A 23,908-nucleotide genomic window follows, 5' to 3' on the forward strand; every position below is an offset into this window, starting at 1 on the left:
CACCAGCGACCTTGACGACTCACCCCAGTTCGTCGCACAACACCTCAGCCTTCTACAGGAAGACATCGTCGGCATGTCACTCGAACAATCGAGGCCGGTCGAAGAGCATGACATGGCGGGTCGAGGCGATTGACTTATGAATGCAACGATTATGATAACGCGGCAGTACGGTGCAGCGATCGCGCTCACCTCCGGTCTGTACTCGCTGATCTCCGCGACGGGTGGCAATGGGATGATGGGATCGACCAGCGGTCTCCTCATGACCGTTCTCGGCTTTGTCGTTGTAATTCACGGCGTCGTCCTGCTGACGCCATACGCCAGCCGCCTCGGAAACGCGAGTGGCCCGCTGATGATCGGATACTCGCTGGTGATGCTCCTCAATCAGGCGCTCGTGGCCACCACTGGAAGCATGAACTGGGGGATGGGTGGCGGGATGGAGACCGGAATGAACGGCGGGATGGGGTCGGGGATGACTGCCGGGATGGCGTGGGACTTGGGAATGGTCGCGCTTGCCGTGTTGATGCTGATAAGCGGTGTCATCATGACGAACCGCTCTGGTTCGGAGACGGGAATGTGACCCGCCCCTCGTGTGCATAATACGTTGGTTCTCCCCGGTGAGACTCGAAATACGGGAAATTAACCGAGAAGATATCGCGCCCAAGGATACCGTTCGATCAGCGGAACGCCACCAATCTCGTACTGTTCGATGTACGCATCGAGACCAAGTATCCGCCCTGCCCCGAACGCGGCGACAGAGAGGAACACGAGCATGTACGCGAAATCGCCGTTGATATAGCCGTGTGCGACGTCCCAGTTCCCGAAGTAGAACAAGAGCATCATGAACGCCCCCCAGAACGCGGCGAGGCGAGTGAGTGCGCCGAATAGGAGGCCAAGTCCGATGAGCACTTCGCCCCACGGAACGGTGATGTTCACGAACTCAACGAACCACGGCGTGTTTCCCATCGCCACGAACAGATCTGCGAGTGGACTTCCGTTGTTTGGGACTGCCCCCGTTAGATAGCCGCCAGCACTAAAATCTCCAGAGAGAACCTTGTCGAGGCCACTCTGGAAGAACGCCAGCCCCATCATCAACCGAAGCGCGAAGATGAACCAGACACTCAGCGTGTGTAGGCGACCGCTTGCAGTGAACCCCCCAATCGTACTTTCTAACTGGACTTCGTGAGATGCCATACCGTGTGCTGACTCTCGGACGACAAATAAACCCAGCCAGTACTTTACCTCCTCAGTACCTCTTAACAGAGGACCGCAGTCAGACACGTCACAAAATCAGTATCACCAGTAGCGTTCTTCGTCGTGTCCGGAGAAGACGACTCTCTGGAGAGAGGAGGCTATTCCTCAGTGAGTAACCGACGGAGCACCAGATGAAGAATTCCACTATTTTCGACGTATCGAACGGCTGCAGGCGTCCCACCCTGTGCCGTGACCGGGAATTCGACGGTTGTGCCATCGGCATGTTCTGCGACGACGGTGAGATCGTCGTTCACGTATAGGTCGTCGAGTCCGTGAATCGCGACCCGTTCCGAGCCGTCGAGGCCGAGCGACTCCCACGAGTCACCGTCGACGAACTGGAGCGGCAAGACACCCATACCGACAAGGTTGTCGCGGAAGGTGCGCTCGTAGCTCTCGGCGATCGTCGCACGGACACCTAGCAGATCCGTTCCCTTTGCCGCCCCAGTCACGACTCGATCCTGTTCCGAGTTCTTCACCCGCAAACACGACCAGTAGCGTGTCGTTCTCGCGATAGCGATGGCTGGCTTCGAAGACCGTCGTCTGGTCATCGGTTGGGTGATAGATCGTGTAGCCGCCTTCGACGTCGTCGAGCATCTGGTTCTCGACGCGGACGTTCGCGAACGTCCCACGCATCATTGCCTCGTGGTTCCCGCGTCGGGCGCCGTAGGTGTTGAATTCGTGGGTTCGACGCCGTGGTCGACGAGCCACTCTCCGGCCGGTTGCTCGCGAGTAAACGGCCCGGCGGGACTGATATGATCGGTCGTGACCGTCTCACCGAGCAGCATCAGCGTGCGGGCGTCTTCGATGCGGCTTCGGTTTCTCAGGTGCCGCCGATTCGATGCGGTCCTTGAAGAAGACGAGTTCCTTGTTCGTATGGTCGTAGAGTTTTGCCTTCCCGGCAAGAGCGGTCGTGAACACCCATTTCAGCGCTCGGCCCCGTCGGTTATTCGGGAAGTCCATCCAGACGGCGTGTGACATCCGAGTCCCGTCTTCAGTCTCTTCGAGTCGAATGGTACCTCCTTCGGGAATCCGAACGGTGACGAGTCCGCGAAGGAGCGGATAATACGCCGTCCCCGTCCAGACCGCCACGTTGGGATGGTCGATATACTGGAATCGGCCATGCAGGTCGGCGTACATCCCGGCGACCTCTTCGGCCTGGTGGAACGTCCCGCCCTCGCGCGGGCGGTTGTCGGGCGTGTCGTATTCGAGCCCGTAGTGTTCCTCGGGGTTCGACGCCGTCCAATGGACTGGGTCGGTCACGTACTCCCAGATCTCCTCGGACGATGCGTCGATGACGATTTCGGCTTTGGCGGTGGCGTACATGGATTGACTCCCCGATTTATGATGCGAAGGCGTTGTACAGCCACGCGAAGGCGTACATCAAGACGAAGCTGATCACCGCTGCCTCGACCATGCCCGCCACAGTCCCGACGACGGTCGGTTCGAAGAACAGGTGCCACTGCTCCATCGCTTCGACTGCGCCCTCGTAGACGCCGATTGCTCCGAACACACCGAGCAGGAGCATCGCGACGGCAGAGACAACTGCTGCTGCGCCCGCCAGTGCCAACGAATCGAGCTGCATTACGTTGGTCGTGGAGTCCATTTCGTACGCGTCTTGGTTTGTGGTAGTAGTACTCATGACTAGAGATACGCTCTACTCCTTCATTCGGGTTGCTCTTACAATTCGAAAGGAAGAGTCTCCCTGGTAACACGGCGCAAGAATATCGTGGGGGAAACAGCGGTACAACCCCCATATCTGTGTGACCGGTCCGTCGGAAGATCAAGCAGCAACTACCGACCGGAATCGGTGACACGCAGAAACTGATGTGCTCGAACGGTTGACCACAGCTGATAGCAAGCATCACCTTTGAATACAAGATTTACTCCGCCCACAGCCCCAGTTTCTTAAGAACAAATACCAAAACAGATGACTGCGATAGTCTAGATATGCAAGCCGCCCTCGTTGACGGAATCCTCGAGTCCTTACGAATAGGTGTCGGCTTCCTCTGGACCGCTGCGTGGGCGATCATCATGGGGCTCGTCATCACGAGTCTCGTTCAGGTTTACGTCTCGAAAGAGCGGATGGCCAAAGTACTCGGAGAGGGGAATCTGAGTGGCCTCACGAAAGCAACAGTGTTCGGCGCCGCGAGTAGTGGTTGTAGCTTCGGCGCGGTCGCCATTGGGAAGGGGCTGTTCAAAAAGGGAGCGCACACGGTGAACTTCTTCGCGTTCATGTTCGCCTCGACGAACCTCATCGTCGAGCTCGGGCTGATGATACTCATCCTCCTCGGGTGGGAGTTTCTGGTTGCAGAACTCCTTGGCGGCGTCATTCTCATTGCCGTGATGGCGATCCTCGTCCATCTGACGCTCCCCGAGAACCTGTTCGAGCAAGTCCGGAAGGAACTGAATCAACGCGACGACGAGCAGGGAACCACCGAGGACCCGACCTGCGGGATGGAAGGCAAAGACGAGTACTCACTGGTGACCGACGGCGGCGAGACGCTGAAGTTCTGTTCGGAAGGGTGCATGGAAACCTACCAGCAGGAGACCGCTAGCAACGGCGGGTGGCGCGACGAACTCCTTTCGTGGGGTGGCTGGTACAAAGTCGGGAATCAGTATCGTAAAGAGTGGTCGATGATCTGGAAAGACGTCATCGCGGGCTTTCTCATCTCGGGATTCGTTATCGTGTTCGTCCCCCAGCGGGTGTGGAACACGCTTTTCCTCCAAGGCGACGGGCTGCTCGTCAGCGCCGAGAACGCTATCATGGGTGTGGCGATCGCCGTCATCAGCTTCGTCGGGAGCATCGGCAACGTCCCGTTCGCCGTCGCGCTCTGGGGTGGCGGTGTCAGCTTCGCCGGGGTCATCGCGTTCGTCTACGCCGACCTCATCACGATTCCCGTGTTGAACGTCTACCGGAAGTACTACGGCTGGAAGGTGATGCTGTACATCCTCGGCGTCTTCTTCGTGACGATGGCGTTCACGGGCTTTCTCATGGAGCAACTGTTCGCGGCGCTCGACATAATCCCGAACCTCGCTGGCGGGCAGACGGCGTCCGAACAGACGTACTTTGAGCTCGATTACACGTTCTACCTCAACCTCATCGCGTTCGCATTCTCCGGGTTTCTTCTCTACGTCTACCGCCGGGGATTAGGTGCGCCCGGGCAGTACCGCGACCCCGTCTGTGGGATGCGGACCGACGACAGCGGGCCGAGTCTCACCCACGACGGCGAGACGTACCACTTCTGTTCGAATCGGTGTAAGCGCTCGTTCGAGAAGCACCCATCCGAGTTCGCACATCACCATCCGCAGGTCTCAGGGACAGGAGATTCCCAGAGCCATGACCATCACTGAACGCCGCATCACGATATCGAGTTTCGGTGCCAGGCAGTCCCGTGTATTGCTTTGACCAATCAAAACTGGTACACCGATGCCTCACAAACACTCATACATGAGCAGGTACACCGGCGGATCGAGGTGGAGGAAATGAATCGACAGCGAGCCGATACAGTAGTCGGTAGCTTGGTCGCTGCTGTCATCATAGTCGGCGGTGCCCTTAGCTGGGAAGCGTACCAACAACAGCAGGCCTTCGAGCAAATGGGATCGATGATGGGGACGTCAATGGGGGCGGTTCACGGAACGAATCCATTCTGGTACGTCCTCGGAACCCTCGTCGTCTCGGCTGTCATCGGTGGGGGATATCTCACGGTTCGGGACGAGGCCACCAGCACGGACGTAAACGACCTGTCACAGAATGAGATGGCGGATCCGACCGACCGTGAGAGCACCGAATCACCAGAGGGAACTATCCAATCGAATGGAGCCATCAATCCAGAGTCTCAGCCACAGGCTCGCGTATTAGACCTCTTGCCAGATGATGAACGCCGTATCCTCGAACCAGTCTTCTCCTCACCCGGCATTACACAGATCGAATTACGGGACCGCTCTGACTTCTCGAAGAGCAAGGTGAGCCAGACGGTCAGCGCCCTCGAGAAACGTGGCCTGTTGTACCGCGAGCGCCAGGGGCGAACGTATCGTATCTATCCGAGTGACGATTTGCAGCAGAATCAGGCGCACTAGCAATCGCTACTGCAGAGCCAGAACGGTTTGGAACCGTGGTCGTGGGTGCTGCACTCAGGAGAGGAAGGGTTGAGGGCCAACCCGGCGAATTCGAGCCGGATGAACGATCACATCCCTGAAAAACGGTTAAATCGCCCTATACACGCTCTCGAACGTTCTCCTGTGTGGATTTACACCCACGTCGATAACTCGCGAGCAGTCCTACGAGTAACCGAGGAGAAAGACAATGACCAACTTCACACTCGGCCGCTGGCTGCTCGTGGCACTCGCGATCGTCGGACTCGCGTTCGCCGCACCCGTGGTCAGCGCACACGGCAACGAAACGACCGCTGACGACGCGCCCCCGTCCGATGGGGCCGCCGCCGACTGGGCAGGCTGGATGGAGGCGCAGATGACCGAGCACATGGGCCCTGGTAGCGTCGAGTGGATGGAGTCGCACATGGGTGTGACCGTCGACGAGATGGCCCAGGACATGGCTGACGACGACTACAACGGCGGGATGGACGGGCAGGGTCACTGCTGACGCCCCTGTCCGTTTCGATCGCTTCAACCGAACACCGCGACTCACCAACTCAAGATAATGACGCAATTCACCACTCACATCGGACGCACTGCTCGTCGACTCGCGATATTCGCCGTCCCACTGCTGGTCGCGACGACTGGAACGGCTGCTGCCCACGGTAGCGGGAGCTACGGCGGCGGTATGATGGGCGGGAGCGGCTGGGGCCTCTTCGGCGGAGCGATGGGGCTCTGGGGGCTCCTCTGGATGGGGCTCCTCATCGCCGTCCCGCTCTACATCGTCTATGCCCTCCTCAACCAAGGATCCGGCGAGAACGATGAGCAGTCGCTATCGGTTCTCCGCGAGCGCTACGCCCGCGGGGAGCTCTCGGACGACGAATTCGATCGACGGCGAAAACAGCTCGAACGTTCCGGATGACCGGAACAGCTGCTGTTCCAGCCGATACACCACCTCTCCAACACCCGTCGTTCCGGCACCCAACCGTTAACCCCGTGGACGGGGTATGATATTCCATGGAATACACAATACAGACTTCAGTCACCAGTGAGTTCGACAACGTCGTCGACACGACGATTGCTGCGCTCAAAGACGAAGGATTCGGCGTCCTCTGTGACATCGACATCCAGGCGACACTCGAGGAGAAACTGGGCGAAGAATTCCGCCAGTACCGCATTCTCGGTGCATGCAATCCCCCGCTGGCATACGAGGGACTGACCGAAGAAATCGAACTCGGCGCACTCCTCCCGTGTAACGTCATCGTCTACGAAACCGATGACGGCGATATCGTTGTGAGTGCCGTCGATCCGCAGCAATTGGTCGGCATCGCAGACAACGATGCGCTCGACTCGATCGCGACCGAGGTCAACGAGCGGTTCGAGCGTGTTCTCTCGGCCGTCACCGACGAACTAGGCTCCTCGTTGGAGGCCTGATCTTCGATGGCTTCGTCGAACCAGCTCGACACCACGACCATCGTTCTCCTGATACTCGGAGCGATCATCCTGCTCCCGTTGCTCACAATGGGGATGGGATTCGGCGGGATGATGGGGTACGGTGGGATGATGGGTCAGTATGGCGGAACTGGTGGATGGTGGCCGTTCATCGGGATGCTCGTCCCGTTCCTCATCCTCCTCGGCGGTGGCTACCTCGTCTTCCGGCGCATGAGCGAAACGCAGACATCTCGAAATCCCGCAATGGAGGAACTCCGCACGGCATACGCTCGCGGCGACCTCACTGACGAAGAGTTCGAAGCCCGCCGCGACAGGCTCGAACGGTCGGAGTAAACCAACGAGTACGCACTAAGGTGCGTATTCCCCACGCCTGTGTGATCGAATGCATTCGTGATGCTACTCCCGATCACCACTGTGTGAGCGCGCCTTCGAATCGAAGAGATGGAGTTCTCTCAGCTTATGATTCTGAATAGCAATGTGGTTAAGTCCCAATACCGTAGTATACTATGTGGCCGAAGTCATCCTCTTCACCCAAGAGACGTGCGGAGCATGCGCAACACAGCGGGAGAAAAACGAGGGCATCGAGGACGAATACCCCGACGTCGAGTTTCGAGAGGTCGACATCCAGAAAGATCTGGAAACGGCCGAGGAGTACGGCGTCCGGAAGACGCCGACGACACTCGTCTACGCGAACGGTGAACAGACCGCCGAATTCATTGGCATTATCGACCGGAACGACCTGGAATCGGCTATCGAGAGCGCGACCCAGCAGTCATCTGGATTCGCCCAGCGCCTCGTCGATGTCGTGCGCGGATAACGAACAACAGCGACCGATTGAACTCATATGACGAACTATAGTCGACAATAGTCGACGGCAGTTTCTGAGAGTGCTCGGTGCAGGCGCAGTCGCCAGCGCAGCCCCCTCTCAGCCAGCGAGCGTACAGGAGACGCCCGTCGTGAAGATGGGCAACAACTATTTCGACCCGATCGGGCTCCACGTCGAACCCGGCACGACCGTTCGTTTCGAGATAGCAGCCGGTGCACACTCGGCAACGGCCTACGAGAACCGGATTCTATCCGACGCCAGCGGATTCGATCGTGGGGTCATCTCGTCGGGAGGGTTCGAGTACACGTTCGAAGAACCAGGCACGGACGACTACTACTGCATCCTGCACAAGTCGGTCGGGATGGTCGGTCGCATCGTCGTCGCCAGCCCTGACGGTCCAGCCGAAGAGAGTCTGGTTTCGAACGGTGACGTGCCCGAGAGCGACGCGATCATCGAACAGGGCGCGATAGCGTATGGATCCAACATCGGAAGTGACGGGAGCTTCGGTGGCGGAATGATGGGGCCCGGATGGGATCTGGTTCTGGAATGATGAACGGTCGAAACGGTGGATGGGATGGCGGGCTGCCGTTCGTCGGCGGGGTACTCGGAATGCTGGGGCTGGTCGACGGACTCCTCTACTGGGCACTGGGTCGAGGTGTTGCACCTCCAGAAAGTGACGATTCCGCGATGGAACCCCTCCAACGCCGTTACACACGAGGCGGGATCGACGAAGCGGAGTTCCAGCGACGCCGTGAGCGATTGGTGAAGAATCAAGAGAACGGCTCTGTTGAAACCCAATTCTTTAGATGTGTTTTGGACTGAAACAACTGTTACGTAGATATGCGCATTGAGCACCTGTCCGACGAACTGGATGCCCGAGAGACGATGACAACAGCCGATTTTCTTCACGTGTTTATGATACAGAAAATACTTATCGTTCTCTCAAAATAGTGTGGTATGTCCGATTCACTGTTGTCTCGCTCGTCGGTCGCCGACCTGGACAGGCTCACGTTTGCTGGCTTGTTGAGCGGCATCGTCGTGTTCGGACTGGCGTTACAGGTGTTCTTATTGACACAAACGACGACTTGGTCGATCGAACTGGGACGAATCGTCACTTTGGCGCCCATCGTGGTTGCAACCCTCGCGTACGTCCGCAACCGCCCAACAACGGCGGCCTGGGAAATCGGCGCCGTCGCAGTATGGGGGTTCCTTGCCCAGCGGATTGTGGATATTGCCTGGTTCATCGCCGGACCCGCATTAGCGGGAGGGGGCCGGGTCTCAGCCATCCTGTTGTCTGGCGGCGCTGAACTCCGTCTGGCGGAACTGTTACGATATCTCGGAACGGTCGCCGTCTTTGCCGGGTTCTACACCGCAGCGGCGTCTCGACGCGATCGACCGATCGTGAGCGCAATCACGCTGTTGGTCGTACCGGTCGTGTTGATCGTCATCTATGCAGTCATATAGAATCGTAATATCTTGGAGGTACTCACTATATGGAGAATGTCAATTGTACGTCCGCCGTGAGTAACTCCATGTTGTAAGTAACAGGGTCGATTCGGACTTCGTCGAGAGGCCAACTAAACGGTACATAGAGATCCTGTATCGAGCGGAGGTGACAGGTGCCAATCTTTTATGGGTTAGACTTTTGTCGGCGTCCCGAAACGTTGATCGGTATTAAATGATCGCATGGATCACGACTAACGGAACTGGAATGGCAAGTAGCGTGAGTACGCTAATGAGCGGCCGATCACGTTGAGCCCCCGCGGCGGCGTAAAACCCAGCAAAGACAATGGCCATTCCGAGAAACAACACCAGTGCCATCAGGCGGAATCGGGCAGTACCGGACAGTATTGCATTCGAGATCGAGGCATCTCTCGCGAACTCGAGTAAGTGAACCCCAAAGAAAAAGTAAACGAACGTCGCGATCCGCTGAATGAAGACTCCCCATACTGCGACGACACTGAGTTCAGAGATCGGTGCCGTCGGCCGGTTGTGAACGTAGGCAAGCGTTCCAACCACGACGGGAACCAGCCTGATTCGTACCAGTTCGATGCTGATCCCCGTCGACGGCAACAGGAAAAGCGCCTGCACGGCCAGCCAGAGCATGACGATCCCGCCCAGCAAGCCAACAAACAAGGCATTATTCAACTCGGCGATCGACGAACGGGTCAACGGAATTGTAATCATACCAATCCGTTCTCTGATAGCCATAAGTACTTTCTAGGATTGCTACTTTCCATACAGATCGGTCATCGCGACGTTACATGCCCATCCTATACGTAACACGGCCACCGGGAGCCTATCATGGCTGGAGGGTTTCAACAGAGCCCAGAGAATTGGAGCCCCTCGAATGCTGTGCGTGTGGAGGGCCTCACGCTCGCTGATCACGAGCCAGTAGTCAATCTCGATACCGGACGATCCGTACCGAAACCAGGTATCACCAGCGGAGAATTGCGAGCACAGCGATTTATGCCGATAGCTACCGTACGTTCGAGGAACCAATGGCTCGATGCTACATCTGTGATTCACGGTGCGCCAGCGATGACGAGGTGTTCATCTGTGAGCACTGCGGGTGCTGCTGTCACCGGCACTGTATGGAAGAATACGACACCGATGACTGCCCGAAGTGTGTGGGAGAGCCAATGATCGGGGCAATCGAATTTTAGTAGTTCAGGCACACCACCGCCGGTGACAGCCCGGGGTCGAAGTATGGATGTTCAGCTGGCGAAATACTTTCTTGACTCTTCCCCGTAGCACGGGTATGTCTACGACCGTCGAACTCCCCGATGTCGATGAGACGTGCGCCTACTGCAGATCGCGTATCTTCGACCACGATCCGATCTGTGTGCGCGACTGTACCGACGACTGTGGGTCGCCGACGTACTTCTGCAACTACGCGTGTCTCTCGACCTACGTGGACGAAAACAACTTGACGACTGGCGACGCGTGTGAGTGGTCGCCTGACGACTCCGACTGCTGCTGAGTGGACTCACCTCAGTCAGAACACAGAGCAACGTATCGGCTATCCCCAAGTGAGGAGCCATCACTGGAGCAGTACTGGTCGTCCAACTTTATGGACGCAGTCGACGAAGTCCGTAGTGGTTCACCATGTCCACCGAGCGCACCTCCGACGGCCTGCTCCGCATCGTCCTGATCGTCCTCGCAGTGATCGTCCTGTTCCCACTGCTAATGATGGTATTCGCGGTGCCGATGATGGGGATGATGGGGTGGTGGTGGGGCGGCGGGATGGCTGGCGGCCTCTCACCTCTGTGGGGCATCGGGATGATGCTCGTCTGGCTCGTCGTCCTCGTCGGTATCGGGTACCTCCTCTATCGCGGCCTCGTCGGCCGCGTTGGACCGTCGATGAGCTCAGACCGCGCCCTCGAGGAACTCCGAGTGGCGTACGCTCGCGGTGATCTCTCCGACGAGGAGTTCGAGGAACGTCGTGCGAAGCTCCGCCGCGAGGAGTCGCAGTAATCCACCATCATGTCCCCGACAGTACAGCGGCGGAAATTCCTGACGGCGCTCGGAGCTGGCATCACAAGTCTCGCGGGCTGTGTCAGGAACCTTCCAGGCAGTGGTGGCGGTGTCGACAGAACGATCTACATCGGAGCCTACCACTGGGGCTTCGTCATCTTTGACGAATCTGGCGAGGAACTGGAGCGTGTCAGCCTGCAACGTAACGATGTTCTTCGAGTCGTTTCGTTCAACACGCTCTCGAGTCAAGCCATTCAATCTCTTCCATCATCGATCCGCGAGGCCATCCCCGACCACGAAGCGCTCGAAGAGCGAAACGAAGAGCGCATCCCGCCCCCTGCTGACGGCGACTTCCACGAACTGCTGGAAGAAGCAAACGAGCAGTATCCCGACCACAGCATCGCGATCATGCCATCCGGACAGGTTCACATGGCAGGTGGTATGATGCACCCAGTCGCGCTCCCTCAGAGTGCCACCAGACCTGCCGTTCGTCAACTCAGTGCGACGCGACGTGGCGATTACACGTTGAGCTGCCTGACCTACTGCGGCTACGGCCATCCCTACATGGAGATCGACGGCGGCATCATCGTCACGTAAGCAATCGTCGCTTACCACGAACCGACGGTCAACTGCTTCCAGTACTATCGTCTGACGAGCCCGTGAACTGCCTCGCTTGCTCGATCCAGGACGTCACTCGTGATTCACTGAGACCGAGTCGGTCAGCGAGCGAGACTGGTTCTGCGGCTGCGAGTTTCGTCACCGTCGTGATCCCGACGTCGTGGAGACGCGCCTCGTACGTCGGACCGATTCCGTCAAGCGTCTGTAACGATCGATCCTGGTCAGTCTCTGCTTCAGCTTCACCCTGATCGACCGTGGCCGACTCCTCAGATTGTGTTGCCGACCGCTCACGGAACCACGTCGCAACGCGGGGCCACAACTCCGCATGAGCCTTTCCCGAGACGGCCATCCCGACGTGACCGGTCGGAAACTCATAGATGTCGGTGTCCGCACTCGGAATAACGTCAGTAAAGGGCTTGCTCGCCTCCGATGGGATGAGATGGTCGAACGAGCCGATGATCTGTAACATAGGCATCGTGAGATTCTCGATGTCGACAGGGCCGCCGTCTAGTACCAGTTCGTTCTGGTAGAGTGCGTTCTCTTGGTAAATGTCCTCGATGAACTGGCGGTAGGCTTCCCCCGCAACGTCAACCCCATCGCGGACCCAGCGTTCCATCCGGCCGAAGTTCTCGACGGCGGTCCTGTCGTCGAGGTTGTCGAGGAGGATCGTGTATTTGCCGAGATACGTATCGACGGGGTTCATCTGGGCGAACCCCGCAGCGAGAAACTCCGCTGGGACGTTCCCGTACGTCCCGGTGATCGCTCCCGGATCGAAGTACTCCTCGCTTCCCCATTGTTCGAGGATGCCACCGGTGTCGTCGAAACAGAGGCCCGTCGCCATGAGCCCGAGATTGTTGACCTTCTCCGGATGGAGCGCCGCATACATCGTACTCAGCGTCCCGCCCATGCAGTAGCCGAGGATGTTGATGGCGTCAGTTCCAGTTCGCTCACGGACGACGTCGGCGCAGTTGTCGATGTATCGATTCACGTAGTCGCCGAGCGTCAGCGACGCGTCGAGCCGGGACGGTTCACCCCAGTCGATGAGATAGACGTCGAAGCCGTCCTCGAGGAATCGGCGAACTACACTCTTGTCGGGCTGCAGATCGAGAATGTAGGGCCGATTGATCAGCGCATAGACGACGAGGAGCGGTGTGTCGTGCGGGTCGTCTGTGAGTGGTTCATAGTGGAGGAGATCGAGTTTGTTCTCGGAGTAGATAGTCTCACTCGGGGTCTGTCCAACCTCGACGGAAGCGAGGTCACCGAGTCGCTCTGGAAGAAGGCGCATGGTCTCAGAGGCTTCCGTTCCCTGGGTTTGTATCCTGCGTTGAATCTTCAGTGGGGCCGTGAACGGATTCATGGTCTTGACTAGGCTGTACAGACGAGTCACTCCGGAAGCGGATCGATCAGCACCGTTGCCGTCCCGTCGAGGACGATCTCGTCAGCGTCGTTTTCGATGCGCGTCGTGAGTCGATACCGGTCGTCTTCGAGTTCGTCGACGATCTTGCACTGGGTCGTCAGCGACTCGCCGATGTCGACCGGCCGCCGGAAGTCCAGATTTTGCGAGATGTAGATCGTGAGGCCAGGGAAACACGCGAGGGCAGCGCTAATCAGTCCGGAGACAAGCGTCCCGTGGACGATCCGGTGGTCGAACCGGGTCTTCTCGGCGAACGCGTCGTTGAGGTGGAGGGCATTCGTGTCGCTGGTCGCTTCGGCGAATTTCCGGACGTCGTCGTCGGTGATAACTTTCGAGAAGCTAACGCGGTCGCCCTCCTGGAGTGACGCGGGATCTTCGATGTCGATGTCGAACTCGCCTTTTGCACGGCCATATGGTAGTCGTGGGAGAACGGCTCCACTCGCCTCGACAAGGTGCGGGTGTGGGGTTTCGACGTACTTCTTGGGGCCGCTTTCGAACAGTTCGAGGCAGTCCGTAGAACAGAAGCGAAATGACTCTCCCTCGTATTCGAGAGTCGCTTCGGCGGCATCCGTCGGGATTTCCATCCCGCATACGGGATCAACTGGCATGGATTCGGTGATTGGATGACTGAATAACGTACTTCTTCGATGCCGGAGTTGTTCACCACCTGCGAGGAACTGACGTTGGGGATCACTATCAACGTTCGCGTCGTTCCCAGCCACGCGGCCGAAAACTAGAGTGGAAGAATCGGGGCCTCACGCGTTACTCAGTGCGTTGAATCGACCAATACCTGTCAAGAACGGTGTGCGAGATATAGAGAATGAGTTCAGCACGATGGTCTCATTTGTTCCACGCCCAATCTAATGAACCAGCCGTTCCGTAGATATGCGAACTGATCAGTTATTAGTCTCCGAAACTCGTCTGTCGCTCTTGCTCAAGTCGTTGGCAGCCGATCACTAACGAATCGGGAATGTCGGTCGCAGTTGCGTGTAACGCGTCGAGAACGACGGCGATCTCGTTGAACTGCGGGCCACGAGATGCAACCAACGGCTCTGTTTCCCAGTCGATGAACCCCTGCTCAGCCAATAGAGGAAGATGGCGGTGATTCAATTCCTGCCGAATTTTTTCGGGGTCAGCAGGAATATTTGGATTTATTGCATGTTCTGGCAATGAAACTGATTGGCTCGGTGGTGCATCTAACAGGGAGACGATGAGTTGACGGCGAGGTTCTGCTGAGAGTGCCTTGAAAACGCGATTCCATTTTTCAACGATACGGTGTCCATTCTCAATTCGCACATCCAGTTCTTCCATGCCAGGGAACCGGACTCCTCCGATATAAGCTACCACCCAAACAACAAGAATTCCAACCAATCTCTGAGATTGATGCATGAATACGTGCTTTTTGTCTGGATCGCAGTGGTAACGCTTTCATCTGTACTGAACGATCACTCCCGTCGCAAATCGGGCCAGATCTCGTGCCACATTCGCGCCCTGTATCTCGTACGGTTCTTTGAAGTATCTGGAAGGCTCCCGAGCGATCAATACGCACGTTTAGTGAGCAGTAGTTCCACTTGATTAGGCGTCTGAAAAATAGGATTCCAACAGAGTCGCCAGTACAAGAGACGGGACGTCCTAGACCGAAAATTAACGAGGAAGCACGCCTGAGTTGGGGGTAAGGTCTGGATCGGTCCACAGGTTTATGATTCTAAGGGGCAGTTCCTACTCTCCAAGCCGTCCTCGTGTTGCCCATAGGTCATAGACTTCCTCGAGGTGGGTGCGCCATAGGTCACATCTGGCACTCGACGTAGCGGGGATCTCTTGCCCGAGAGTTTCTAAGAGGACAAAGAATCCATCGGATGCCACGTCATCGGACGCGCTCGTCACAACGGCGGTGATCAATGGCCGATCTCGTCGGAACTCCATCGCACTGATGATGCCGAGAATGGAACCGATGCGAGCATACGACGCGATTTTGAACCCCTCAGTTACTTCTTCATACGTGGTCGTCTGCCGAATGCTGGCAACGTACCGAAGACGTGGATACAGGTGAACCACTTTTTCGAGTAGTAATTCCTCAGATAGATCTACGCTGATCAACTCTTCTTCGTACGCGAGTTCCCGAACGAGGTCCGTATCGACACCAGCAGGTTCACTGATCATGGTGTTTTTTATCCAATATGAACCGTAGTTAGTCACCTCGTTCTTGACATTCAAGGGCAGCACTCACGAATGTGAGCCACTTGACCCACGTCAAGGTCTAGGTGGGTCCAGCCAATGTTACAAGCGAACTGCGGCCTAGAGATAGCCACTTCTTCACGCACTCCCCACAGGTATATCGTGGTGGGACAATGGGCAAAACAACGTTCCGGATCCGTGACGGCGAATGCCACCGGATAGGGTCGAGTGGGTCTATAGTAGTGCCGACTCCCACCACCACTACCCTCGTTGAGGCCAAACTCTATGAAGTTGAACTCGCTGCTCGATCGCCATCGAGCTGGCGGATCGAGGATACGCCCTTTACTAGACCGTGGTGATCACGCATGGGAAACGATAATTTCTGCTTCTACTTTGGGTGTGCCTCCGGGAGTGCTCGGAAGGCGCTCCGGAAGCTGGAAGAGCCGAATGTGATGCTCAACTACACGAGCGCGAACAACACCCCGTTCGACACGATCGAGAACCTCTTCGTCGACTCCGGCGGGTACAGCCAGCTACTCACGACCAAAGCGTACCAGACTTCCGATCAGGAGTATCTCGACTATCTCAGAAGCCATGACCCCGAGTTCTTCGCTCTTCGAGACTACCCCTGTAGTCCGGCAGTCCTTCGAACACACGACCGCACAGTCCGCGATCACCAACAGCGGACGACTCGCCACCACCGTCGGCTTCTCAATGCCTATGAAGACATGGATCTGGCCGCTGAACCCGTCGCGGTTCTTCAGGGCCGGACTCCCTCCCAGTATCTCACGCACCTCGACGAATTGCGGTCGGAAGGCGTGCTCACACGGTACGTCGCGATCGGGTCGCTCGCTCGCCGCCAGGACACCTCGACAGTAGCACGGATCATCCACCGAGTCCGGGACGCACTTCCGGCCACCTACCGATTGCACGGCTTCGGCGTCACGCCACGCGTACTCGAGTGTCCACGGGTGGTGACCGCCCTGGATTCAGCTGATTCGACGGCATACGAACTCAGTACTCGGCTCAATGAGAAGCGAAACACCTGGCGCAGACAGGCCTACCACTATCTCCGGCTGAAGCGCCGGATCGAGACACTCACAGCGAAACAAAGCGGCCAGCAGTCGTTACTTCACTACAGGACTTGAGACCACACTGTCCGTCGAGATCGCACTACGAACGGTTCTCATCAGGTCGGTGTATCGCTACCACCATCCGAAACCCAACGTGCAAGCGACGGAGCGGGTGAATTCTGAAACGAGGTCATACGAAAGCAGGTATAGAATGTATCCCAGTCGAAAGGCGCTATACAGCTGTATCTACAGATAAGCGGTACGCCCGCCCCGATAAATAATCCGAGGGGCGAAATCCACGACAATTCGGCGGCTTCGGCAGAAACGAAGAGTGGAGATTTTCGGTAGAGGGGGAGTTCGGGGAGTTCGGCATATCGGAATAGGGACTCTGGTAACTCGCTTGCTATCAGGGGATACGAGGAACGAGGTGTGCATACTCGTCGGACCTTGATTCCGGTGATGAGTATGGGGTTGCTGGAACGAAGTGTGTATCCGATACGTGCGCAGCTGCGCGAGTCACCAGAGTATACGCCCGGTTCCGGTGTACGCTTGTCCACCCCGTGAGCATATAAATGTCGGTAACTAGTATGTTCACAAATCCACAACCGAAGGAAGGGGAGACTCGTGACCAACAAAGGGCTCCGAACGGTTTGTTCGCCGGGCGTTGGGCCCACTGAATCAACCGTTCGATGGGCACCCAACTGAACGATTGTCTTCACGTGCAAACGAAGCCTGGTCACTCCTTGCCTTCTTCGAACTCAGCACCGTGAATCACACTATGTCTTCCACCAAGTACGTCGACGTCTCACGCAGTCTCCAAAATCTGAAAGAGGAAGTCCATCCGGAGAACTACCGTGCGATACGTGAGTTTATCAATCACCAGGCTGCCGAAGACATCAGTGAGGTGCAACAGCAACGGCAAATCCAGTCGTTCAAAGCCCTTCTGACAACCTTTGCTACCAACGATTTCCGGCTTCGGGATGCCACCGAAGCGGAACTCAAGGATCTTCTCGCCCAGCTGAATCGGAGCGACTACGCGGATGGGACCAAGCACAAGTTCAAGGGGACGCTCAAGAAGTTCTACAAGGTGGAAAACGGTGGTCGAAACCATCCAGACAAGGTCGACTTCTTCTCGGTAACACGGAAAAAACCAACCACAGTTACTCGCGACGATCTGTTCACAGACGCTGAACTCACGGACCTCTTCCAAGGGTTCACGAACACTCGAGATCGGGCACTCACGATGGTCCTCTACGAATCCGCAGCGCGGCCCGGCGAACTCCTGTCACGAAATATTGGCGACTTCACGTCCACTGCCGACGGCGATTTCATCCATCTTGAAGGCCTCAAAGGAACACCGGATCGGACCAACCAGCTCGTCCGGGCAGGACGGATCGTCCGTGAATGGCTCGCCCAGCACCCCTTCGGTGGTGAACTCGGGGATATCGACGATCCAAGCGCACCGCTCTGGGTCAAAACTGAACAGCAGGACTGCAAACACTGCGGGACGTATCCGCGATACCACGATGACGACGACTGCACTTACGAACCCGATCTGCGGGATCGGCTGAGCTATGATGCGTTTCGTCGCCGGTTTAAAGACGCCTGCGACCGCGCTGACATCCCCGAGAACAAACGCCGCCCCTACAACCTTCGGCACACCCGGCTTACAGAGGTTGCGACGTTCATGGGCTACGAACAGTTGAACAAGTTCGCCGGCTGGAAACCGGGCAGCGATCGCGCTAAAGTCTACGTCCACCTGAACAACGACGACGTCAATCAGGCGATCAGAGATCAGTATGGACTCGACACTGCGGATGATGAGGCGGAGCGTGTCGAGTGTCCGTTTTGCGGGAGCGAGAACCAGTCTCAACACACCGAGTGTCGCAACTGCGGTCGTCCACTCAGCCTGGAAGGAAAAACCCGACAACAGGAAAAGCAACGGATCTTGGAACGTCTAGCGAAACTCGAAGAGACAGGCGTTTTAGAGAAAATCGCTGATCTTGATGAACTTGACGACCAACGTGGCGGATAGCGTACCGGCAAGGCTGGTCGCTGTCATTGGGACCTTCATGCCGTTGCATAGCCGTCTGTGTAGGGCTCGTGATGCGCTCTTTCAACTCTATTGAAATCCTGTTGTTCGGACAGTCATCTCAGTGAACGGGCCCACACTCTAGAGCGATTATTTTTGCCGGAGAACCATCGCTACGAGAATCAATCTACGACAACTTTTCCTGAACAGAGGTGTTCAAAACCCATCGACGTCACAGTTGCAATCCTACCACGAGAAGGGCGGGCGCAACCAGCACGTCCGAACACGCCATCAAGGATCGTACCGACCTCGAATGATTAGCGCGGAGCTAGCGACACATCGTATACTTGACTCACCGATTCACGATACGTATCATCAATCGTCGATACCAGTTCGGGGTTCGCCACCACGAGGTCGACGAACGCCTCCTTCAGCGCGCTGGTGTAGGCGTCGAACAAATCGCCGTCCGGTTCCATCTGGATGTCATACGATGCCACGATCATATCCCTCGTGTTGCCCGTGATTTCCGCCGAAGTCGGGAGCAGGCCGACGAGTTCTTGCCGCCGATCGGAAAACCGCTCCGAGAACGCGTTGATAAATTCCTGGTCGTTTGCCCCCATATTCCTGAAATAGACCTTCAGTGTTCGCTCGCCGACGGCCAGGTCCCGATTCCGCCCGAGACGATGATGGAAGCCGATTCGGACATCGTTGCGATCGTCGGGCCTGGCGTAGATCTCCCGCTCGAGATCGTCGACGTGTCGCCACCAGCCGTCTTTGAATAGCATCCCCCAGTCGGAACTGCTCGTTCGGAACGTCCAGTGTCTCAGTTCGTCCCGCTCGAGATCGAGTTCGACGGCCGTACGATCATCGCCGGCGGCAGAATAGGAACCGAAGTCAGCCGCTTCGAGCGCGGCTCCTAATCGATCTCCCCAGGTATCAGTGAAGGCCTCCCATTGCTCGTCAAACGTCTCGCTCACGTCTTTAATAGCTTCGTAGTGGTCGAGGTACAGTCCAACTTTGGCTTGCTCGTTCTCGTGGTGGTCGGTCATGCCCGTAATGTTCTGGAGATCGTCTTTGAACTCGCGCAGCTGTGCAACGGTCCGTTGTGGATACCTGGGAGCGTGTTCGGCGAGGAAGGGTTCCAACACATCGTCCACAACCGCTTTCCACGTCCAGTTCACGAAATTCGGTTCGGTCGCCTCTGGCTCGTCGTGCTGATGCACGTACAGATAATACTGCCCGGATTCGTAGTCGGCTTTACGTCGATCTCCCACGTGAGTCGATTCCTCGTAGTAGAACACCGTCTGGGTATCTTTCGCCGAGAATTTCAACTCGATTACGAGGAACCATTCGTTGGGCACTTCGATAACGAGATCCGCGATGCCTGCCGAGTCGACTTCGCCGTCGATCACCTTGCGAATCCGCACCTGGTCATCCACCCGGACGTCAGAGAGATCATGGATATCTTCTTGGAACCGACACTCGGCAGGGAGCCCCTCCAGAAACGCCCTTAGGAACTCTACCCCCATACAGTGTGGTTCTTTCGGATCCAAGAAATACGCTAACAGCCGGTTGGTATACACCTCGGCTTTTCGTCGACTCCCCAGCGAATATTCGATCACATCCATCAGAGACCGAGGCAGTTCGGGGGTGTCCGTAATTCGTTCCCACTTGCGGGTGAGTACCCGTAACTCCGCGCCCAACTCCGTGTCTGAGTCCATCAGTCAGGTCACGTTCATTGACTGAAGCTATTGCATATAGAAACTTTCTCCGGTATACGGGGTTCAACTGAACGCCGGGGTCTGAGTATCCTCATGAAGTTCGCCATCCGATGGTAGGGGGTGGTGAGGTGAATGGATCTCCAAGACGTATACGAAGCGGAGGAATTGCTCGCTGAAGTCCGTTCCTGGTCAGAAGCAGAGATCGAGGCGCTACCTCTATTCTACAAGCGAAAGGCACAGGAATACCGCCAGCTATCGCAACCGGGTGAGGAGTGACCATCAACCCGGTGCGTTACACAACATCTGATTGTGAACGGCGAAATCTATGATGTAGATCCTGCAGCTGTCGACGATGTCGACATCGCGGAGTTGCTCGAGCAGTCGTACGAACAGAAACGCCAACGGCTCAAGGCCGAACTACAGCGAATCGACCAGGAACTGGAGAACCGCGATGTACTCCTGGATCAGGCCGTCGACGAACTCGAGTCGAAACTGCAGTGGTACGTCGATCGACTGGAACTCCTCTATACACGGTCGACTGGGAAACACGGAGAACGAAACCGCCTCAAGACCCGGATCGAATCGTTCTACCAGGCGCTCCGTGACGAACGGCGTACCCACTGGCGTGACCGGCAGGACCTGCTGACCGATCGTCGCGACGTCCAACGCGAACTCGACTCACTCGAGGGGGAGAACTTACTCGATCTCCTCTGAATCTGATCGTGACTGCCAGTCAACGAGCCTGATTTCACGGGTTTTCCCTTTTGCTCCGCCATAGTGGTACGTCGTCTCAATGAGGTGAAGCAATTCGAGATGGGTCAGAAAATCGCTCACACGGCGTTCACTCAGTGGAGCTACCGCAGCCGTTTCGCAGTGCCGCTGGTACTCGTCGTACACCGTCCCAGTCAAATACGGTGGCTCGAGTTCGCGGTCGAGCCGTTCGATCGCTTCATAGAGCCGGTGGTGGTGTGGTGTGAAGTCGTTGAGCAGGGACGTCACGTATTCCTGGTAGGCGGTCGACTGGAGGTCTTCGACGAGTTCCTGCGTGATATGTTCGTCCGCAGTATCGGCGGCCTCGCGAAGCCACGTCAACCCGATCGTGATGTTCTGGGTTACCTCCGCGATGTGCGAGAGGACGGACTGTTCGATCGAGTCCGGACTGAGTGCTTGCCGCGCCCGGTCGGCGAGTATCTGATGAGCCTCGTCCGGTGAATAGGGCTCGAGCTCGAGATGCTGGGGACGGAACGAACTGTAGGTCCGGTCGTCGAGTGGCTCCTCGAGCGCCGGGTTGTTCGCTGAGACGGTGATGACGGCTACGTTGTCGAGTCGGGTGAGAAAGTAGAGCAGGTCGTCCCCGTCGTTCAACAGCAGGAAGTCGATCTCGTCGAGGACGACGACTGTTGGAAGCGTCACCTGCTCAGTGATCTGTCGCTGGATATCGGCAACGTGATGCCCGGTCCCGAGTTCGGTGCCCGTGAGCTGTTGATAGAGGCGCTCGAGTGCTTTGTACTGGGTGTCGTGGGGGATACCAGAGAGATAGCAGGTCGTCACCGTCGGCGGAAACGTCGTCAGAAACTGCTGGAGTAGATGTGTCTTCCCCGTCCCACGGACGCCGTACACGTGGAGGTGCTGTCTGGGAGAGTCGGTTTCGACGGCGAAGCTATCGCTGAGTGCGTCCTGGAATTCGTCGCGTCCGACGAACTGTGTTGGGATGTACGAGTGTTCCAACGGTGGCCGTGAGTCGATGATGGATGGTGGCATAACCCTGTGAGGGGGAGGAATAGCTACACCGTTTTGGCGACCCCTGGCTTCAGTTGGCAGCCAGCGGGACGAACGTATCTACTGATGTGGGATAGCTAGTTTCGAACATATATCTAGAACATCACATACGAAATAGCGTCCCGGGCTCGCCTTTTGAATCCTGACTGATAGATTGTCTCTAGTTCGGAGCGTGAGACTGCTATGTTCGACGACAGCTACGGAAGCAAGATCATTCGGGCAGAAGAATACCTGACAGCTGACCATCCACACCATCCCCCAGTCGAACGTGACGCCGAGCTTCACGCGATTCGAGACGCACTGAGGCCACTGACGAAACGAAAGACGCCGGAGAACCTCCTCGTCCATGGGCCGCCCGGAAGTGGAAAAACCACCTGTGTCGATCACGTCTTCGAGGCGTTAGAAACCGAGGCGGGCGTGAAAACCGTCCAGATCAACTGCTGGCAGTACAGTACGCGGCCAGCACTTCTGACCGAGATACTCATCCAGTTAGGATATCCGGCTCCACGGAAGGGGAAACCCGTCGACGAACGGCTCGGCAAACTCCGCGAATGGCTCGACAAGAACCGAAGCGTCGCGATCGCGCTCGACGAGTTCGATCAACTGGAAGACAAGGCCGCGATCGTCTACGATCTCCACATGCTGAGCCAGCAGACAGAGAACAAACTCGGTCTCGTCCTCATCTCGAATGTTCCACCTGACGAGTTCGTTCTCGACGAGCGGAGTTGGAGCCGGTTGAACTGCCGAACTGTCGAGTTCAAACCCTACACAGCCGAGGAACTGCTGGCGATCCTCAAAGACCGCGTCGAACAGGCTTTCCGACCAGGCGCTGTCCAGCCTGAAGTGCTGGAACTCGTTGCAGACAGCGTTGCAGAAGACGGTGGGGACTGCCGGGATGCCTTCGAACGGCTTCTCCAAGCAGGGCGACGAGCGACACAAGAAGGCGCACGCGAGGTCACGCCACAGTTTCTCAAAGAAATTGAAGGGTGAAACGAGATCGGGTGGAACGAAGGCGATCCGCTAACCGAGGTTGAGGCATTTCTGACCCTCTTCAACGTTGACGACGAGGAACTTGGATTCGTCCTCGGGCCGCGCATCTACGAGGAGACAGGAGAGATCGGCCTTGAGATCAACGTGCGGATGTTCGAGGAACCGGACGATGGCATCTACGGAATAGATGGCGTTTACACCTACGACGAGGCGACTGTCGAACAATTTATGACGGAGGTGTATCCAACTATCATTGATCGATTCAAAAGCACTTTCGAGGGGGCTCAGTTCCAGTATTACCAATTATGACATATCCTTCAGTGATATGCTTAATCCAGTGGCTCCTGGGACGTCTCGGATGATCGGCCTACGATCGCCTCGCGCATCTCCGGTGTTGTATCGATCTGTTCCTGCAGCTTCTCCTCGCCACGCACGTACTTGATCCAGTAATACCAGAGACTGCTTGCATCCGGACTATCCAGATTCAACTCCTTCCGACGCTCGGAAAGCACCTCGAACAGCTCTCTCACCGCGGCATCACCTATCGAGTCGGACGGCAACGTAATCATCAGGAAATCCCGAAAGTCGTCGAATAACGCGTGATGCTTCTTTGCCGATTTCCGGAATCGCGCTGATCGCTGATCTGGCTTTGCAGCCCGCCGGTATCCAGTGCTCACCGCGATGTCCGGTTCGTACTGCTCCATCAGCTCGGGGAACTCGTCGAGCGCCGGCTCACGGTAATCGTTATCCAAGAAGAGGATCGGTGCGTTGGCGTTCGGATAATCAGCGTTCTGGAAGCCGGAGGTGTACTGCCTGAAGCCGACCGCGAATCCAAGGTCGCACGCATCGGTCGCAAACGGGTGGCGACCGGTGACACAGATGCGATCTGCCTGTCGTGCCTCTACCCGGGACGTACAGTACTCATTGAGTGATGTTTGCTCGATCCATCCACCACCAGAATAGAACAGGAACTGGACTTTTTGAGGGAGAATACTTATTCTACAAACA

General features: G+C 56.9%; 29 protein-coding genes and 1 pseudogene. 18 read left to right on the plus strand and 12 right to left on the minus strand.

The genetic code is table 11. From position 1 onward, the window contains the following. Positions 1-136: 136 nt before the first annotated feature. On the plus strand, positions 137-577 hold the full coding sequence (locus AC6I6X_RS16215) for a hypothetical protein (protein ID WP_497931575.1): 441 nt from the start codon (positions 137-139) through the stop codon (positions 575-577). A gap of 59 nt (positions 578-636) precedes the next feature. Here the strand turns inward: AC6I6X_RS16215 and AC6I6X_RS16220 are convergent, their stop codons facing one another. The 4 genes and pseudogenes from AC6I6X_RS16220 to AC6I6X_RS16235 form a co-directional block, all read right to left on the minus strand. Next, positions 637-1,191 carry a DoxX family protein gene (locus AC6I6X_RS16220; RefSeq protein ID WP_254767479.1) on the minus strand — a complete coding sequence of 185 codons (555 nt, stop codon included), beginning with the start codon at positions 1,189-1,191 and terminating at the stop codon, positions 637-639. 158 nt (positions 1,192-1,349) lie between these two features. After that, positions 1,350-2,063, minus strand: a pseudogene (locus tag AC6I6X_RS16225) (aconitate hydratase); the annotation flags it as partial. Continuing rightward, complete coding sequence (locus AC6I6X_RS16230) at positions 2,023-2,574, minus strand: SRPBCC family protein (protein ID WP_254767480.1); 552 nt, start codon at positions 2,572-2,574, stop codon at positions 2,023-2,025. The gene AC6I6X_RS16230 and the pseudogene AC6I6X_RS16225, both read right to left, overlap by 41 nt. A gap of 16 nt (positions 2,575-2,590) precedes the next feature. Further along, positions 2,591-2,854 carry a hypothetical protein gene (locus AC6I6X_RS16235; protein ID WP_497931576.1) on the minus strand — a complete coding sequence of 88 codons (264 nt, stop codon included), beginning with the start codon at positions 2,852-2,854 and terminating at the stop codon, positions 2,591-2,593. 344 nt (positions 2,855-3,198) lie between these two features. Here AC6I6X_RS16235 and AC6I6X_RS16240 point away from each other — a divergent pair, with 344 nt between their 5' ends. The 9 genes from AC6I6X_RS16240 (at position 3,199) to AC6I6X_RS16280 (ending at position 9,085) form a co-directional block, all read left to right on the plus strand. Beyond that, the gene (locus tag AC6I6X_RS16240) at positions 3,199-4,602 is read left to right on the plus strand and encodes a permease (protein WP_497931577.1); all 1,404 of its coding nucleotides are present in this window, start codon (positions 3,199-3,201) and stop codon (positions 4,600-4,602) included. Between the two features lie 132 nt (positions 4,603-4,734). Beyond that, the gene (locus tag AC6I6X_RS16245) at positions 4,735-5,328 is read left to right on the plus strand and encodes a helix-turn-helix transcriptional regulator (protein WP_497931867.1); all 594 of its coding nucleotides are present in this window, start codon (positions 4,735-4,737) and stop codon (positions 5,326-5,328) included. Between the two features lie 226 nt (positions 5,329-5,554). Further along, positions 5,555-5,851: a hypothetical protein gene (locus tag AC6I6X_RS16250; RefSeq protein WP_497931578.1), complete on the plus strand. Its 297-nt coding sequence runs from the start codon at positions 5,555-5,557 to the stop codon at positions 5,849-5,851. Positions 5,852-5,908: 57 nt separating this feature from the next. Further along, positions 5,909-6,265 (plus strand): SHOCT domain-containing protein, encoded by a 357-nt coding sequence (locus AC6I6X_RS16255; protein WP_497931579.1) that lies wholly within the window; start codon positions 5,909-5,911, stop codon positions 6,263-6,265. Between the two features lie 95 nt (positions 6,266-6,360). Next, positions 6,361-6,777 carry a DUF302 domain-containing protein gene (locus AC6I6X_RS16260; RefSeq protein WP_497931580.1) on the plus strand — a complete coding sequence of 139 codons (417 nt, stop codon included), beginning with the start codon at positions 6,361-6,363 and terminating at the stop codon, positions 6,775-6,777. Positions 6,778-6,783: 6 nt separating this feature from the next. Then, a complete protein-coding gene (locus AC6I6X_RS16265) occupies positions 6,784-7,128 on the plus strand; it encodes an SHOCT domain-containing protein (protein ID WP_497931581.1) in 345 nt (114 codons plus the stop codon). Positions 7,129-7,303: 175 nt separating this feature from the next. Continuing rightward, entirely contained in the window at positions 7,304-7,612 is a 309-nt protein-coding gene (locus tag AC6I6X_RS16270; protein WP_497931582.1) for a thioredoxin family protein, read from the plus strand. Between the two features lie 145 nt (positions 7,613-7,757). Then, positions 7,758-8,171, plus strand: coding sequence for a plastocyanin/azurin family copper-binding protein (locus AC6I6X_RS16275; protein WP_497931583.1), 414 nt, complete (start codon positions 7,758-7,760; stop codon positions 8,169-8,171). Between the two features lie 407 nt (positions 8,172-8,578). Next, entirely contained in the window at positions 8,579-9,085 is a 507-nt protein-coding gene (locus AC6I6X_RS16280; RefSeq protein ID WP_497931584.1) for a hypothetical protein, read from the plus strand. Between the two features lie 210 nt (positions 9,086-9,295). Here AC6I6X_RS16280 and AC6I6X_RS16285 read toward each other — a convergent pair whose 3' ends face one another. Beyond that, the gene (locus AC6I6X_RS16285; RefSeq protein ID WP_497931585.1) at positions 9,296-9,808 is read right to left on the minus strand and encodes a hypothetical protein; all 513 of its coding nucleotides are present in this window, start codon (positions 9,806-9,808) and stop codon (positions 9,296-9,298) included. 574 nt (positions 9,809-10,382) lie between these two features. On the opposite strand from AC6I6X_RS16285, the gene AC6I6X_RS16290 reads away from it, so the two are divergent. From AC6I6X_RS16290 to AC6I6X_RS16300, 3 genes are all read left to right on the plus strand, one after another. Beyond that, the gene (locus AC6I6X_RS16290; RefSeq protein ID WP_497931586.1) at positions 10,383-10,604 is read left to right on the plus strand and encodes a hypothetical protein; all 222 of its coding nucleotides are present in this window, start codon (positions 10,383-10,385) and stop codon (positions 10,602-10,604) included. 125 nt (positions 10,605-10,729) lie between these two features. Next, complete coding sequence (locus tag AC6I6X_RS16295) at positions 10,730-11,098, plus strand: SHOCT domain-containing protein (RefSeq protein ID WP_254767492.1); 369 nt, start codon at positions 10,730-10,732, stop codon at positions 11,096-11,098. Positions 11,099-11,107: 9 nt separating this feature from the next. Then, entirely contained in the window at positions 11,108-11,695 is a 588-nt protein-coding gene (locus AC6I6X_RS16300) for a cupredoxin domain-containing protein (protein ID WP_254767493.1), read from the plus strand. A 28-nt stretch (positions 11,696-11,723) separates the two neighbouring features. Here AC6I6X_RS16300 and phaC read toward each other — a convergent pair whose 3' ends face one another. From phaC to AC6I6X_RS16315, 3 genes are all read right to left on the minus strand, one after another. Next, positions 11,724-13,073 (minus strand): class III poly(R)-hydroxyalkanoic acid synthase subunit PhaC, encoded by a 1,350-nt coding sequence (phaC, locus tag AC6I6X_RS16305; protein WP_497931587.1) that lies wholly within the window; start codon positions 13,071-13,073, stop codon positions 11,724-11,726. A gap of 26 nt (positions 13,074-13,099) precedes the next feature. After that, complete coding sequence (locus AC6I6X_RS16310) at positions 13,100-13,738, minus strand: MaoC/PaaZ C-terminal domain-containing protein (RefSeq protein WP_497931588.1); 639 nt, start codon at positions 13,736-13,738, stop codon at positions 13,100-13,102. Positions 13,739-14,033: 295 nt separating this feature from the next. Beyond that, complete coding sequence (locus AC6I6X_RS16315) at positions 14,034-14,441, minus strand: hypothetical protein (RefSeq protein WP_497931589.1); 408 nt, start codon at positions 14,439-14,441, stop codon at positions 14,034-14,036. A 1,229-nt stretch (positions 14,442-15,670) separates the two neighbouring features. On the opposite strand from AC6I6X_RS16315, the gene AC6I6X_RS16320 reads away from it, so the two are divergent. Together AC6I6X_RS16320 and AC6I6X_RS16325 are read left to right on the plus strand one after the other, a co-directional pair. Beyond that, positions 15,671-16,453, plus strand: coding sequence for a deazapurine DNA modification protein DpdA family protein (locus tag AC6I6X_RS16320; RefSeq protein ID WP_497931590.1), 783 nt, complete (start codon positions 15,671-15,673; stop codon positions 16,451-16,453). 703 nt (positions 16,454-17,156) lie between these two features. Next, positions 17,157-18,413, plus strand: coding sequence for a tyrosine-type recombinase/integrase (locus tag AC6I6X_RS16325; protein ID WP_497931591.1), 1,257 nt, complete (start codon positions 17,157-17,159; stop codon positions 18,411-18,413). A gap of 314 nt (positions 18,414-18,727) precedes the next feature. Here the strand turns inward: AC6I6X_RS16325 and AC6I6X_RS16330 are convergent, their stop codons facing one another. Further along, positions 18,728-20,038 (minus strand): PD-(D/E)XK nuclease family protein, encoded by a 1,311-nt coding sequence (locus AC6I6X_RS16330; RefSeq protein WP_497931869.1) that lies wholly within the window; start codon positions 20,036-20,038, stop codon positions 18,728-18,730. Between the two features lie 225 nt (positions 20,039-20,263). On the opposite strand from AC6I6X_RS16330, the gene AC6I6X_RS16335 reads away from it, so the two are divergent. Both AC6I6X_RS16335 and AC6I6X_RS16340 read left to right on the plus strand, forming a co-directional pair. Next, positions 20,264-20,407 (plus strand): hypothetical protein, encoded by a 144-nt coding sequence (locus tag AC6I6X_RS16335; RefSeq protein ID WP_497931592.1) that lies wholly within the window; start codon positions 20,264-20,266, stop codon positions 20,405-20,407. 33 nt (positions 20,408-20,440) lie between these two features. Continuing rightward, complete coding sequence (locus tag AC6I6X_RS16340) at positions 20,441-20,845, plus strand: DUF8104 domain-containing protein (protein ID WP_497931593.1); 405 nt, start codon at positions 20,441-20,443, stop codon at positions 20,843-20,845. On the opposite strand, the gene AC6I6X_RS16345 is transcribed toward AC6I6X_RS16340, so the two are convergent. Further along, on the minus strand, positions 20,828-21,892 hold the full coding sequence (locus tag AC6I6X_RS16345; RefSeq protein WP_497931594.1) for a Cdc6/Cdc18 family protein: 1,065 nt from the start codon (positions 21,890-21,892) through the stop codon (positions 20,828-20,830). The genes AC6I6X_RS16340 and AC6I6X_RS16345 overlap by 18 nt on opposite strands. Positions 21,893-22,093: 201 nt before the next feature. On the opposite strand from AC6I6X_RS16345, the gene AC6I6X_RS16350 reads away from it, so the two are divergent. Continuing rightward, entirely contained in the window at positions 22,094-22,900 is an 807-nt protein-coding gene (locus tag AC6I6X_RS16350) for a Cdc6/Cdc18 family protein (RefSeq protein ID WP_497931595.1), read from the plus strand. 30 nt (positions 22,901-22,930) lie between these two features. Here the strand turns inward: AC6I6X_RS16350 and AC6I6X_RS16355 are convergent, their stop codons facing one another. After that, positions 22,931-23,125: a hypothetical protein gene (locus AC6I6X_RS16355; protein WP_497931596.1), complete on the minus strand. Its 195-nt coding sequence runs from the start codon at positions 23,123-23,125 to the stop codon at positions 22,931-22,933. Positions 23,126-23,229: 104 nt separating this feature from the next. After that, the gene (locus AC6I6X_RS16360) at positions 23,230-23,898 is read right to left on the minus strand and encodes a DUF6610 family protein (protein WP_497931870.1); all 669 of its coding nucleotides are present in this window, start codon (positions 23,896-23,898) and stop codon (positions 23,230-23,232) included. Positions 23,899-23,908: the final 10 nt, after the last annotated feature.

It is taken from the genome of Halosolutus sp. YCN4 (assembly GCF_059736495.1).